The sequence below is a fragment of the Rugamonas rubra genome, assembly GCF_900114705.1.
GTDB classification, from domain to species: Bacteria; Pseudomonadota; Gammaproteobacteria; order Burkholderiales; family Burkholderiaceae_D; genus Rugamonas; species Rugamonas rubra.
The window spans coordinates 34,244-47,715 of sequence record NZ_FOTW01000027.1; the positions used below are offsets into that span (position 1 = coordinate 34,244).

10 protein-coding genes and 1 tRNA gene are annotated in these 13,472 nt (G+C 64.0%); 8 read left to right on the forward strand and 3 right to left on the reverse strand.

Going from position 1 to position 13,472, the window contains the following annotated elements; all coding sequences use genetic code 11:
* Positions 1–23: 23 nt before the first annotated feature.
* The 3 genes from hpnE to hpnC all read right to left on the reverse strand — a co-directional run bounded on the left by hpnE (position 24) and on the right by hpnC (position 3,293).
* Positions 24–1,427: a hydroxysqualene dehydroxylase HpnE gene (gene hpnE / locus BM252_RS24525; protein ID WP_093390305.1), complete on the reverse strand. Its 1,404-nt coding sequence runs from the start codon at positions 1,425–1,427 to the stop codon at positions 24–26.
* On the reverse strand, positions 1,420–2,253 hold the full coding sequence (gene hpnD, locus BM252_RS24530) for a presqualene diphosphate synthase HpnD (RefSeq protein WP_093390350.1): 834 nt from the start codon (positions 2,251–2,253) through the stop codon (positions 1,420–1,422). Before hpnD ends, hpnE begins: the two co-directional genes overlap by 8 nt.
* 164 nt (positions 2,254–2,417) lie before the next feature.
* The gene (gene hpnC, locus BM252_RS24535) at positions 2,418–3,293 is read right to left on the reverse strand and encodes a squalene synthase HpnC (RefSeq protein WP_093390306.1); all 876 of its coding nucleotides are present in this window, start codon (positions 3,291–3,293) and stop codon (positions 2,418–2,420) included.
* A gap of 188 nt (positions 3,294–3,481) precedes the next feature.
* Between hpnC and BM252_RS24540 the strand changes: the two genes are divergently transcribed.
* The 8 genes from BM252_RS24540 to clpX all read left to right on the forward strand — a co-directional run bounded on the left by BM252_RS24540 (position 3,482) and on the right by clpX (position 13,252).
* Entirely contained in the window at positions 3,482–4,669 is a 1,188-nt protein-coding gene (locus BM252_RS24540) for an efflux RND transporter periplasmic adaptor subunit (RefSeq protein WP_425442371.1), read from the forward strand.
* Entirely contained in the window at positions 4,666–7,758 is a 3,093-nt protein-coding gene (locus BM252_RS24545; protein ID WP_093390307.1) for an efflux RND transporter permease subunit, read from the forward strand. Before BM252_RS24540 ends, BM252_RS24545 begins: the two co-directional genes overlap by 4 nt.
* Before the next feature lie 308 nt (positions 7,759–8,066).
* On the forward strand, positions 8,067–8,855 hold the full coding sequence (locus tag BM252_RS24550) for a PEP-CTERM sorting domain-containing protein (RefSeq protein ID WP_174900669.1): 789 nt from the start codon (positions 8,067–8,069) through the stop codon (positions 8,853–8,855).
* A gap of 10 nt (positions 8,856–8,865) precedes the next feature.
* Positions 8,866–9,402, forward strand: a complete 537-nt coding sequence (locus tag BM252_RS24555) for a hypothetical protein (protein WP_093390309.1) — start codon at positions 8,866–8,868, stop codon at positions 9,400–9,402.
* A gap of 217 nt (positions 9,403–9,619) precedes the next feature.
* Positions 9,620–9,706: transfer RNA gene (locus BM252_RS24560), tRNA-Leu, on the forward strand.
* Between the two features lie 34 nt (positions 9,707–9,740).
* On the forward strand, positions 9,741–11,081 hold the full coding sequence (tig, locus tag BM252_RS24565) for a trigger factor (RefSeq protein ID WP_093390310.1): 1,341 nt from the start codon (positions 9,741–9,743) through the stop codon (positions 11,079–11,081).
* A 121-nt stretch (positions 11,082–11,202) separates the two neighbouring features.
* Positions 11,203–11,820: an ATP-dependent Clp endopeptidase proteolytic subunit ClpP gene (gene clpP / locus BM252_RS24570; RefSeq protein WP_174900670.1), complete on the forward strand. Its 618-nt coding sequence runs from the start codon at positions 11,203–11,205 to the stop codon at positions 11,818–11,820.
* A 163-nt stretch (positions 11,821–11,983) separates the two neighbouring features.
* Positions 11,984–13,252, forward strand: coding sequence for an ATP-dependent Clp protease ATP-binding subunit ClpX (gene clpX / locus BM252_RS24575; protein ID WP_093390312.1), 1,269 nt, complete (start codon positions 11,984–11,986; stop codon positions 13,250–13,252).
* Positions 13,253–13,472 lie beyond the last annotated feature (220 nt).

Genomic DNA, 13,472 nt, shown 5'->3' on the forward strand with positions numbered 1-13,472 from the left:
GGGCAGACGACATGCAGCGCGGATCAGCCGGGGCGGGGCGGCGCGTCCCACAGGCCGGCGGCGGCGGCCACGCCGCTGCGCACGGCCGACTCCAGGGTGGCCGGGTAGTCGCTGGCGGTGTAGTCGCCGGCGATGGCCAGGCCGGCCAGGCCGGTGGCGTTGGCCGGGCGTTGCAGGCCCGGCGTGCAGGCGAAGGTGGCGCGTTTCTCGGTGATCACCTTGAACCACTGCGGCGTGCCCAGCTCGGGCCGCTCGAACACGGTGGCCAGCTGCACGGCGATGGCCTCGGCCAGCAGCGGCTGGGCCATGGCGGCGGCCTCGGCCGAGGCGCTGACCACCACCGCCAGCAGGCCGGCCTGGGCGGCGTCGAGCTGGCCGCGGTCGAAGACGAACTGGCCCCAGTGGTAGCGCTCGGGCGCGTCGAGCAGCGCGTACATCGGCAGCGCCAGGCGCAGCGCCGGCTCGTACTGCAGGTAGCAGGTGGTGATGGTCTCCGCCTCGAAGGCGGTCAGGCCGGCGCACAGGGTGGCGATGGCGGCCTCGCTGGCGGCGATGTCGTGCAGCAGCACGGCGGCCTGGGGCGGCGCGCAGGCCAGCACCACGCCGTCGAAGCTGGCGCCCCAGGTGCCGCCGACGGCCTCGCCGCTGACCTCCAGGCGCCAGGCGCCGGCGGCCTGGCCGGCGTCGTCGCTCTCGCGTTGCAGGCGGCGCACCTTGGCGCCGCTGCGCACGGTGCCGCCGTGCTTGGCCAGGTAGGCGGCGGCGGCGTCGGGGAACAGCTTGCTCAGGTCGGCGCGCGGTAGCAGCATGTCGGAGGCGGCGCGCTTGGCGCCCAGGCTGTCGCGCAGCACGTTGAGGAAGACCTGGGCCGAGGCGCGCTCGGGCGGCGTGTTGAGCGCCGCCAGGCAGAGCGGACGCCACATCAGCTGGATCAGCCGGTCGGTCTGGTCGAAGCGTTGCAGCAGTTCGCTGACGCTGCAATCGTTGTGCAACTGCCAGCCCATCCAGCGCGCCGTGCTGGAAAAGCGCGCCAGCGACATCTTGTCGGCGCGCGCCAAGCCCTTGGCGCGCAGCAGGGCGGCCAGCAGGTGCAGCGGCGCCGGCAGGCGCGGCGCGACGAAGTCCATGCCGCCGCCGTGCGGCGGATAGCGCATCTGCAACGGCAGATTGAGCAGCGCGGCCTCGCGGTCGACGCCGACCAGGGCCATCAGGCGCAGGGTTTCGCGGTAAGCGCCGAGCAGGATGTGCTGGCCGTTGTCGAGCTGGCGACGGTCGGTGGCGACGCGCCTAGCCCGGCCGCCCAGCGTGCGGGCGGCCTCGAACAGGGTGACCTGGTGGCCGGCGCGGGCCAGCTCCACCGCCGCCGCGCAGCCGGCCCAGCCGGCGCCGATGACGGCGACGCTCTTGCCGGCGAACTGCTTAGCCACGAACGTAGGTCTTCCAGGCCAGCCACAGTTTGCGGATCGGCGTCAGCGAGATGCGCTGCTTGAGTACGTGGTAGCCGTCGGCCTCGACCTCGGTCAACAGGGTACGGTAGATGGCCGCCATGATCAGGCCGGGACGCTGGGCGCGCCGGTCTTCCTTGGGCAGCAGGGCGAAGGCCTCGTCGTAGGCCAGCTGGGCGCGGGCCACCTGGAACTTCATCAGGTTCTCGAAGTTCTCGCTGTGGCGGGCGTTGAGCAGGTCGGCCGCCGTCACGTTGAACTGCTGCAATTCGTTGATCGGCAGATAGATGCGGCCCTTGCGGGCGTCCTCGCCGACGTCGCGGATGATGTTGGTCAGCTGGAAGGCGTGGCCCAGCTTCTCGGCGTAGACCAGGGTTTCCGGCTTGGTCGCGCCGAAGATGCTGGCCGACAGGATGCCGACCACGCTGGCCACGTGCCAGCAATAGCGTTGCAGCGCCGGATAGTCGAGGTAGCGGGTCTGGTTCAGATCCATTTCCATGCCGTCGATGATGGCCTGCAAGTGCTGTTGCTGCAGATTGTAGGTGAGCAGATGGGGCTGCAGCGCCTGGGTCACCGGATGGCTTTGCTTGCCCTGGTACATGCCGGCGATCTCGTTGCGCCACCAGGCCAGCTTGACGCGGGCGATCGATTCATCGGTGCATTCGTCGACGGTGTCGTCCACCTCGCGGCAGAAGGCGTACAGCGCGGTGATGGCGCGGCGCCGCTCCGGCGTCAGGAACAGGAAGCTGTAGTAGAAGCTGGAGCCGCTCTGGGCGGTTTTTTGCTGGCAGTATTCGTCGGGAGACATGGTCAAAAATGCAAGGGAGGGCAATCGAAGCCGCTATTCTATAGGGCGGCGCGGCCGGCGAGGGGGCTTTTGCGCCGCCAAGCCGTTTATTTGACGCCGATTGTCTCGCTCTTGTGCGGATTGTTCGCCGATTGTGCGCCGATCAGCCGTCTATCGCGGCGGGTCTATTGTGTTTCCTGGCTGATCCGCACGCGGCCCTGGACGGCCTTGGCGCGCGCCTTCAACTGGCTTTTCATGCGCAGCGCGCGCCAGAAGATGCGCAGCCAGTCGCGCCGGACCAGCTGCGGCCGGCGGCGGAACACATCGTATTCGACCGCCTCGATGGCGTCGAGGATGGCCAGGCCGCCTTGCACCACCAAGCGCAGCTCGAAGCCGATGCGGCCGCGCAGGCGCAGCGCCAGCGGCGCGCCGCTCAGCATCAGGGCGCGGGTGCGCTCGACCTCGAACTTCATCATCGAGCGCCAGCGCGGCCGCGCGTCGACGTGGCCCAGCGCGGCCGGCGAGATGGCGTAGCGGTTCAGGTCCTCCAGCGGCAGGTAGATGCGCTCCTTGTGCAGGTCGATCGCCACGTCCTGCAGGAAATTAATGAGTTGCAAGGCCGTGCAGATGGCGTCGGAATCGCGTACATTCTCATCATCCGCCTGTTGGTACAAGGTCAACATCAGCAAGCCGACCGGGTTGGCCGAGCGCGCGCAGTAGTCGAGCAGGGCGTCGTAGCTGGCGTAGCGGCTGACCACGACGTCCTGCTTGAAGGCGGACAGCAGGTCGCGCATCGGTTGCAGCGGCAGTTGGTACTGCGCCACCACGCCGGCCAGCCGCTCGAACAGCGCATCGTGGCCGGGCTCGCCCCGTTCGATGCGGTCCAGCGCGGCCTCGTAGGCGGCCAGCGCGGCCAGCCGTTGTTCCGGCGTGGCGTCGCCCTCGTCGGCCAGATCGTCGGCGCTGCGGGCGAAGGCGTAGATCGCTTCGACGGCCGGACGTAGACGGCGTGGCAACAGAATAGATGCAACAGGGAAATTTTCGTAGTGGTCGACAGGCATAAAAGCGAATAATGTAGATTAATGACGCGAAAGTCATTTGCAAACGGATTTGACCTGATTATAATTACTTAACGGAAAGTCATTTACTTTCCGGCCTGTCATAGTAGTGCCATCTTGAAATAGCAGCAAGCCTTTGGACTCTCATTGCCCGCATAGTAAAGGAAAATTCCGTGCCCGCCCCGAAAACCCTGCCCCACCTCCGCCTTCCATCTAGGCATACTCCCCGTTTGGCCATGCTGGCCACGGCCGGCGCCGCCGCGCTGTTGCTGGCCGGCTGCGGCAAACCGCCCGAAGCCACCGTCGACATCCGTCCGGTGCGCGTGATGGTGCTGCATGGCAGCGACGTCGATGTGAACGCCGAGTTCTCCGGCGAGGTGAGGGCGCGCATCGAGTCGCGTTTGGGCTTCCGCGTCGGCGGCAAGATCGTCGCCCGCAAGGTCGACGTCGGCACCTTGGTCAAGAAGGGCCAGGTGTTGATGCAGCTCGACCCGCAGGACTTGCAACTGTCGCAGGCCCAGGGCATGGCCGCGCTGCGCGCCGCCGAAACCAACCGCGACCTGGCGCGCGCCGAATTGAAGCGCTATCAGGAATTGCGTGAGAAGAATTTCGTCAGCCAAACCGTGCTCGACACCAAGGACTCGGCCTTCAAATCGGCCCAGGCCAGCGTCGACTCGGCCATGGCGGCCTATCGCGGCCAAGCCAACCAAGCCGGCTACGCCACCCTGCTGGCCGACATCGACGGCGTGGTCACCTCGGTCGACGCCGAGGTCGGCCAGGTGGTCGCCGCCGGCACGCCGGTGGTGCGCGTGGCCAAGACGGGCGAGAAGGAGATCGTCATCGGCCTGCCGGAGGACAAGGTCGACGTGCTGCGCCGCATCCCCGACGTGCGCGTGCGCCTGTGGGCCAGTCCGCAGCAGTCGGTGGCCGGCACGATCCGCGAGATCTCGCCGGTGGCCGACCCGTCGACCCGCACCTACACGGTCAAGGTGTCGATTCCGGACAGCCTGGCCGACGCCAAGCTGGGCATGACCGCCGTGGTGCAGTTCGCCTCGAAGACGGCGACGCCGCAGCTCAAGGTGCCGCTGACGGCCTTGTTCTATGAAAAATCGGCCAGCTCGGTCTGGGTGGTCGAGAACGGCGCCGTCAAGCTGGTGCCGGTCACCATCGGCGCCGCCGCCGGCAACGACCTGGTGCTCAGCAGCGGCGTCAAGGACGGCCAGACGGTGGTCACCGCCGGCGTCAACCTGCTCAAGCCGGGCCAGAAGGTCAAGATCCTTGGCGACGACCTGGCCGCCAAGCCGGCCGCCAAGCCGGCGGCCGCGCCGGCCGCCGCCTCCGCCGCCATGTCGGCGTCCGCCGCCGAGGCGTCCAAATGAAGGGCGGCTTCAATCTTTCCCGTTGGGCGCTGGAACACATTCCGCTGACGCGCTACCTGATCGCCGTGCTGTTGATCGGCGGCATGCTCAGCTACGCCAGCCTGGGCCAGGACGAGGACCCGCCGTTCACCTTCCGCGCCATGGTGATCCGCGCCAACTGGCCGGGCGCCACCGCCTTGCAGATGGCCGACCAGGTCACCGACAAGCTGGAGAAGAAGCTTCAGGAAACCCCCTACATCGACGAGATCAGCTCCTACTCCAAGCCGGGCGAGACGCTGATCATCCTCAAGCTGCGCGAATCGGCGCCGCCCAAGGACACCGCTGCCGCCTGGTACCAGGTGCGCAAGAAGATCGGCGACATCGCCGCCACCTTGCCGTCCGGCGTGCAGGGACCGTACTTCAACGACGAGTTTGGCGACACCTACGGCTCCATCTTCGCGCTGGAGGGCAACGGCTTTAACTACGCCGAGATGAAGGACTACGCCGACTTCGTGCGCCAGCAATTGCTGGGCGTGCCGCTGGTGTCCAAGGTCGAGCTGTTCGGCGTGCAGGACGAGAAGATCAACATCGAGTTCTCGCACAAGAAGTTCGCCCAGCTGGGCATCTCCTTCGAGGCCATCGTCAACCAGATCGCCAGCCAGAACACGGTCGAGTCGACCGGCGTGCTGGTCACGCCGACCGACAACCTGCAGGTGCGCGTTACCGGCGCCCTGAAGACCGTCAAGGACCTCGAGGAGTTCGAGCTGCGTGCCAACGGCACCACCTTCCGCCTGGGCGACTTCGCCACCATCAAGCGCGAATACCAGGACCCGCCGCGTGAAAAAATGCGCTTCAACGGCAAGGAAGTGATCGGCCTGGGCGTCTCGATGGAGAAGGGCGGCAACATCATCGTCATGGGCAAGGCCATGCAGAAGACCGTCGACGAGCTGCGCGCCAAGCTGCCCGTGGGCATCGAGCTGAAACGCGTGTCCAACCAGCCGGAGGCGGTCACCGCCTCGGTGAGCGAGTTCGTCCACACCCTGATCGAGGCCGTGCTGATCGTGCTGGCCGTCAGCTTCCTGGCGCTCGGCCTGCATACCAAGCCCTTCCGCCTGGACGTGCGGCCCGGCTTGGTGGTGGCGCTGACCATTCCGCTGGTGCTGTCGGTGACCTTCCTGTGCATGCGCATCCTCGACATCGACCTGCACAAGATTTCGCTGGGCGCGCTGATCATCGCCCTCGGCCTGCTGGTCGACGACGCTATCATCGCCGTCGAAATGATGGTGCGCAAGATGGAGGAGGGCATGTCGCGCTTCGACGCCGCCACCTTCGCCTACACCTCGACGGCCATGCCGATGCTGACCGGCACCTTGATCACCGTGGCCGGCTTCCTGCCGATCGGCCTGGCCAAATCGGCCGCCGGCGAGTACACCTTCTCGCTGTTTTCGGTCAACGCGCTGGCGCTGTGCATCTCCTGGGTGGTGGCGGTGGTGTTCACGCCCTACATCGGCTACGTGCTGCTGAAGGTCAAGCCGCACTCGAGTCACGAGCACGACTTGTTCGACACGCCGGGCTTCCGCAAGTTCCGCGCCGTCGTCACCTGGTGCGTCGACTACCGCAAGACCACCATCGCCGCCACCCTGCTGGTGTTCGCGTTGGGCGTCTACGGCTTCAAGTTCATCGAGAAGCAGTTCTTCCCCGATTCGAGCCGGCCCGAGCTGATGGTGGAATTGTGGACGCCCGAGGGTACCACCTTCGCCGCCAACGAGGCGCAGGTGAAGAAGTTCGAGGCCTTCATCGCCAAGCAGGACGGCGTGCTCAGCACCACCAGCTACGTCGGCACCGGCAGCCCGCGCTTCTATTTGCCGCTGGACCAGATCTTCCCGCAGTCGAACGTGTCGCAGATTGTCGTGCTGCCGAAGGACCTGGCCACCCGCGGCATTCTGCGCGACAAGATCGTCGCCATCTTCAAGGAGGACTTCCCCGAGGTGCGCGGCCGCGTCAAGCTGCTGCCGAACGGGCCGCCGGTGCCGTATCCGGTGCAGTTCCGCGTCACCGGCACCGAGGTGGACAAGGTGCGCGCCATCGCCGACCAGGTCAAGGACATCATGCGCGCCAACCCCAACACCCTGGGCGTGAACGACAACTGGAACGAGTCGATCAAGGTGCTGCGGCTGGACCTGGACCAGGACAAGATGCGCGCGCTGGGCGTGACCTCGCAAACGGTGATGCGCGCGGCCAACACGATCCTGTCCGGCACGCCGATCGGCAAGTTCCGCGAGGATAACAAGCTGATCGACATCCAGATCCGCCAACCGATCGAGGAGCGACGGACTATTTCCATCCTGAACGATACGAATATTCCCACGCAGAACGGCAAATCGGTCACCATCAGCCAGCTGGCCCGCGCCCACTTCGTGTGGGAGCCGGGCGTGGTCTGGCGCGAGGGGCGCGAATGGGCGATCACCGTGCAGTCCGACGTGGTCGACGGCATCCAGGGGCCGACCGTGTCGGGCCAGGTCAACCCCAAGCTCGACGAGCTGCGCGCCAAGCTGCCGGCCGGCTACCGCATCCAGGTCAAGGGCGCGGCGGCCGACAGCGGCGCCGCCGAGGCCTCGATCGCGGCCAACCTGCCGCTGGCGATCTTCCTGATCTTCACCCTGTTGATGTTGCAGCTGCACAGCTTCTCGCGCTCGCTGCTGGTGTTCCTGACCGGCCCGCTGGGCGTGGCCGGCGCGGCGATGGCCCTGCTGTTGCTGCACCGTCCGCTCGGCTTTGTCGCCAACCTGGGCGTGATCGCGCTGTTCGGTATGATCATCCGCAACTCGGTGATCCTGGTCGACCAGATCGAGCAGGACATCGCCGCCGGCGCCGAGCCGTGGGACGCCATCGTCGAGGCGGCGGTGCGCCGCTGCCGGCCGATCATCCTGACGGCGGCGGCCGCCGCGCTGGCCATGATCCCCCTGTCGCGCTCGGTGTTCTGGGGGCCGATGGCGGTGGCCATCATGGGCGGCCTGATCCTGGCGACCGCGCTGACGCTGTTGTTCCTGCCGGCCTTGTACGCCGCCTGGTTCCGGGTTAAAAAACCACAAACCCGTTCCGCCGCCTAGTCAAGGACGGAACGCAACGGCGGATTCCCACCGTGGAATCCGCCGTTTTTCTTTTTAAATCAAACAGTTGAGGCGCGCCGGCGGAGACCCGGCGGGGGCCTGGCGGAGTCATCCTTGACACAGTGGGTTTCATATCCTAAGTTGGTCTAGCCATTGTTTAATTTGCTCATTTAGTTTTTCTTCCACGCAAGTTGGATGCTGGCTGTCGCGACGGTCTGCCGGCTTGGGGCATGCTTTTTTGTTCGGTGTGGGTAATCAGTGGGGGTGTGCCATCCGGTATTGCTAACAACTATTATTCGAGAATAAAAATGAAAAACAAAATCAAGGGATCCGCACTTATCATCGCGCTGGCATTCGCCACGCTTTCCACCTCGGCGCTGGCCGCGCTCACCACCGGCAGTCAAAACGTCAGCGGCACGCGTACCACGCCGGCCTACGGCGACGCCGACCTGAAGGACAACGCCGGCAACCCCGGCCCCTTCGGCCCCTACGGCTGGGACTACAGCTACACGCGCAGCTTCGACGGCAATAAGCTGGAAAAGGACATCCAGATCGACTTCTCCTTCGACGCCGGACTCAACTATACCGAAGCCCAGAAAACCGCCTATGCCAACGCCGTGAAGGCCAGCGTTTCCTCGGTGTGGGACAACAAGTACGCCGTCAAGGACACCAGCACCGGCCAGGTCATTCCGATTTTCGTCGCGGTGACGACCGACGGACCGTTCAACCAGAAGGTCCAGGTGCACGCCGGCCCCGGCCGCTCGGACATGTTGAACTGGTACACCGGCGACAGTGCCAGCGTCAACGCCCACGAGGTCGGCCACATGATGGGCTTGTACGACGAGTACATCGGCGGCGCGGTGGACCAGTACCCGAATCCGACGCTGTCGAACGACGGTCTGATGGGGCTGGGCGCATTGAATGCCAACCCGGTCATGTATCCGCGCTATTATCAACAGTATTACGATTACATGAAGCAGCTCAATCCGAACACGCCGTTCATCCTGACCGCCGTGCCGGAGCCGTCCGAGGTGGCGCTGCTGTGTGCCGGCTTGTTCGTGTTGATGGGGATGTATGGGCGCAGACGTCAAGGCTAGGGCGGTCATTTTGCTGACCTTGTTGGTCGCCGCTTGCGCGGCGCCCGAGCGGGTCGCCGCGTCGCGGCCCGCCAACGCAGAGGAAGAAGGGCGGGCCAAGGTGGAACAGGTGGTGGCGATTGTCATGCGGGACGTGCACCCGCTGCACGGCGGCCAGGTGGTTTACCTGGCCGCCGACGGCACGGGCTATTGCCAGCTGGTGTCGCGCCCGTCCGGCGCGACGGCGCTGGCCGAAAGGCGCTACCGGCTGGCCGTGCCGGCCGAGGCGTTGGCCCGCCTGCTGCGCCTGGGCGCCGCCCACGCGGCGGCGCCCATCCCCTCCAGCGCGCAGCCCGGCCTGCCGGACGCGGCCAAGCCGCGCATCGCCGTGCGCCTGGCCTCGGGCCGCAGCGTCGACGTCAGCCGCTGGCAGCACGACCACAACGCCGAGTTCGACGAGTTGTACCAGGCCCTGCTGGCCGTGGTACAGGCGGCGACAAGCCAAAAGCCGCAAAGCCAGGGCCGCTTCGAGCCGGACTGGGCGCCGGACGGCTTCCGCGGGCGCTGAGCGCGGCTTTTTCGCCCCTGGTCTGACAGGGGGGAAGGGCGGTTTTTCGAAGAAGTTAGGCAAAGAAGAGCAGAATGTTGGTGATAGGTTAAAAATCATCACATCTGCTTGAAAAAACCGTTAAAATACCGCGTTGAAGTTGAAAGCTCTCGCCTATGGCGGGAAGGGGCGGCCGTTTTCACTTACGGGTCGCCCTTTGCTTTTGTGCAAACATGCCGCGAGGATGGCGAAATTGGTAGACGCACCAGGTTTAGGTCCTGACGCCAGCAATGGTGTGGGGGTTCGAGTCCCCCTCCTCGCACCAACTGTATTTCTAATTTTTTGGACGATTTTTAAACATGGCAACTGCAGTCGAAACCTTGGGCAAACTCGAACGTCGTATCACGATCTCCTTCCCGCTGACTGATGTCCGCACCGAAGTTGAGAAACGCCTGAAAGTGCAAGCCAAGTCGGCTAAGGCACCAGGCTTCCGTCCGGGCAAAGTTCCTTTAAAAATGGTCGCAGCACAATACGGTTATCAGATCGAAACCGAAGTGCTGAATGACAAAGTCGGCCGCGCCTTCAACGACGCCGCCAACGAAAACAACCTGCGCGTCGCCGGCTACCCACGCATCGAACCGAAGGAAGATTCGGCCGAAGGCGTGCTGACCTTCGACGCCACCTTCGAAGTCTATCCGGAAGTCGTGGTCGGCGATCTGACCACCGTGGAAATCGAAACCGTCAAGGCCGAAGTGTCGGAAGCGGAAATCGACAAGACCATCGACATCCTGCGCAAGCAGCGCGTGCACTTCCACACCAAGGGTGAGGCTGGTGAACACGGCGACGGCGGCGCGGCGATTGCCGCCAACGGCGACCGCGTGAGCGTCGACTTCGTCGGCTCGATCGACGGCGTTGAATTCCCAGGCGGCAAAGCCGACGACTACGCCTTCGTGCTCGGCGAAGGCCGCATGCTGCCGGAATTCGAAGCAGCCACCATCGGCCTGAAGGTCGGCGAAGCCAAGACCTTCCCACTGGCCTTCCCAGAGGACTACCATGGTAAAGACGTGGCCGGCAAGACCGCCTCGTTCACCATCACGCTGAAAAAGCTGGAATGGGCGCACCTGCCGGAAGTCAACGGCGAATTCGCCAAGTCGCTCGGCGTGGCCGATGGCGACATCGCCAAAATGCGCGAAGACATCAAAGTCAACCTGGAACGCGAAGTCGCCGGCCGTGTCAAGGCCCGCAACAAGGAAGCCGTGATGGACGCGCTGGTCAAGACCGCCAGCCTGGACGTGCCACAAGCCCTGATCGCCCAAGACAGCGAGCGTCTGGCCGACATGACCCGCCAAGACATGGCGCAGCGCGGCATGAACATCAAGGACGTGCCTTTCCCGGCCGAACTGTTCGCTGAAAAAGCCGAGCGTCGCGTACGCCTGGGCCTGATCCTGTCGCAACTGGTTGGCGACAACAAGCTGCAAGCCACGCCTGAGCAAGTCAAAGCGCAAGTCGAAGACTTCGCCCAAAGCTACGAAGACCCGCGCGAAGTGCTGAAGTACTACTACAGCGACCGTCGCCGTCTGGCTGAAGTCGAAGCCCTTGTATTGGAAGAAAACGTCGTCAACTACGTACTGGGCCTGTCCAAGTCGTCGTCCAAGGTTGTCGCTTTCGACGAATTGATGGGAAGCAACGCTCAAGCGTAATCCAGCTTAGGCTAGAATAAGGACGGTCTCCGGTAGTCCTCCGCCCCTCGGGCGGGGTGGTTGCCGCGAGGCCGTCTGGCAATCGAACCTGGCTGCTTCACAAGGAAAAGGAATGACTGGTATGAACCGAAATCCGGCGCTGGACACACAAATGCTCGGCCTGGTGCCGATGGTGGTCGAACAGAGCGGCCGCGGCGAGCGCTCCTACGACATCTATTCGCGCCTGCTCAAAGAGCGCGTGATCTTCATGGTTGGCCCCGTCAACGACCAGATGGCGAACTTGATCGTCGCCCAGCTGTTGTTCCTGGAGAGCGAAAATCCCGACAAGGACATCTCGCTCTACATCAACTCGCCTGGCGGCTCGGTCTCGGCCGGCATGGCCATCTTCGACACGATGCAGTTCATCAAGCCCGACGTCTCGACGTTGTGCACCGGCATGGCCGCCTCGATGGGCGCCTTCCTGCTGGCCGCCGGCGCCAAGGGCAAGCGCTTCTCGCTGCCGAACTCGCGCATTATGATTCACCAGCCGTCCGGTGGCTCGCAGGGCCAGGCCTCCGACATCGAGATCCAGGCCAAGGAAATCCTGTACCTGCGCCATCGCCTGAACAGCATCCTGGCGGAACGCACCGGCCAAACGGTCGAGCAGATCGCCAAGGACACGGACCGCGACCGCTTCCTGTCCGCCGACGAGGCCGCAGAGTACGGTTTGATCGACAAAGTGTTGACCAGCCGCGCTTGATGCGTCCCAAGCGGTATTGCTAAAAAAACGCCCGGACGATCAATCGTTCGGGCGTTTCGTTTTCATTTCGGGTAGCATGGTGGTTACGCGCGGTCTTTTCCGTGGCAAACATGCTTTCCGGCAACAGCAACACCCCCACTGCTAAACCAAAGAAAACTGCCCCATGTCAGACAAAAAATCCTCCAGCGGCGAAAAATTACTGTACTGCTCGTTTTGCGGCAAGAGCCAGCACGAGGTAAAGAAACTCATCGCCGGCCCGTCGGTGTTCATCTGCGACGAATGCATTGACCTGTGCAATGACATCATCCGCGACGAAACCTCGGCCATCGAGTCGGTCGCCGGCGCCAAGTCCGACCTGCCGACCCCGCATGAAATCAAGGATCTGCTCGACCAGTACGTGATCGGCCAGCAAACGGCCAAGCGCATCCTGTCGGTGGCGGTGTACAACCACTACAAGCGGCTCAAGCACCTGGGCAAAAAAGACGACATCGAACTGGCCAAGAGCAACATCCTGCTGGTCGGCCCCACCGGCTCCGGCAAGACCCTGCTGGCGCAGACCCTGGCGCGCATGCTCAACGTGCCCTTCGTCATCGCCGACGCCACCACGCTGACCGAAGCGGGCTATGTGGGCGAGGATGTCGAGAATATCATCCAGAAACTGTTGCAAAGCTGCAACTACGATGTCGAGAAGGCCCAGCGCGGCATCGTCTACATCGACGAGATCGACAAGATCTCGCGCAAGTCGGACAACCCGTCGATCACCCGCGACGTCTCGGGCGAGGGCGTGCAGCAGGCGCTGCTGAAACTGATCGAGGGCACCATGGCCTCGGTGCCGCCACAGGGCGGCCGCAAGCACCCCAACCAGGACTTCGTGCAGATCGACACGACCAACATCATGTTCATCTGCGGCGGCGCCTTCGACGGCCTGGCCAAGGTGATCTCCAACCGTTCCGAGAAGAGCGGCATCGGCTTCTCGGCCAGCGTGAAGAGCAAGTCCGAGCGTTCCGCCAGCGACGTGCTGCTGGAAGCCGAACCGGAGGATCTGATCAAGTTCGGTCTGATCCCCGAACTGGTCGGCCGTCTGCCGGTGGTGGCGACCTTGTCCGAGCTGACCGAAGAGGCGCTGATCCAGATTCTGATCGAGCCGAAGAACGCCCTGGTTAAACAGTACTCGAAGCTGCTCGACATGGAAGGCGCCGAGCTGGAGATTCGTCCGGCCGCACTGCACGCCATCGCCAAGAAGGCGCTGGCGCGCAAGACCGGCGCCCGTGGCCTGCGCTCCATCCTCGAGCACGCGCTGCTCGACGTGATGTACGAACTGCCCAACGAGCAGAACGTCACCAAGGTGGTGATCGACGAGAACACCATCACCAGTGGCGCCAAGCCGTTATTGATTTATCAGGAACCGGCCAAGGCCTCGGGCGAGAATTAAATACGTATTCGACATCGTCCGCACAGATGTGAAAAAATATTTCGCATCCGTGGGGCGAGGCGGTACAATTTAAATCAATAAAAGAATGCAGGCTTCAGTCGGAAAGCCACTCGCGACAGATCTGCCGCGCGTGGCTTTTTTATTTAAATTGCATTCGTTTAGAGTACGGCAGCCAAGGCTTCAGGCAATGTTTAATTGTTCTGAGAATTATTTCCGACCG

Coding starts and splice junctions, on each gene's coding strand:
- clpP (WP_174900670.1), top strand. CDS start 11,203: ATGAACCGAAATCCGGCGCTGGACACACAAATGCTCGGCCTGGTGCCG.
- hpnD (WP_093390350.1), bottom strand. CDS start 2,253: ATGTCTCCCGACGAATACTGCCAGCAAAAAACCGCCCAGAGCGGCTCC.
- tig (WP_093390310.1), top strand. CDS start 9,741: ATGGCAACTGCAGTCGAAACCTTGGGCAAACTCGAACGTCGTATCACG.
- BM252_RS24545 (WP_093390307.1), top strand. CDS start 4,666: ATGAAGGGCGGCTTCAATCTTTCCCGTTGGGCGCTGGAACACATTCCG.
- clpX (WP_093390312.1), top strand. CDS start 11,984: ATGTCAGACAAAAAATCCTCCAGCGGCGAAAAATTACTGTACTGCTCG.
- hpnC (WP_093390306.1), bottom strand. CDS start 3,293: ATGCCTGTCGACCACTACGAAAATTTCCCTGTTGCATCTATTCTGTTG.
- BM252_RS24550 (WP_174900669.1), top strand. CDS start 8,067: ATGAAAAACAAAATCAAGGGATCCGCACTTATCATCGCGCTGGCATTC.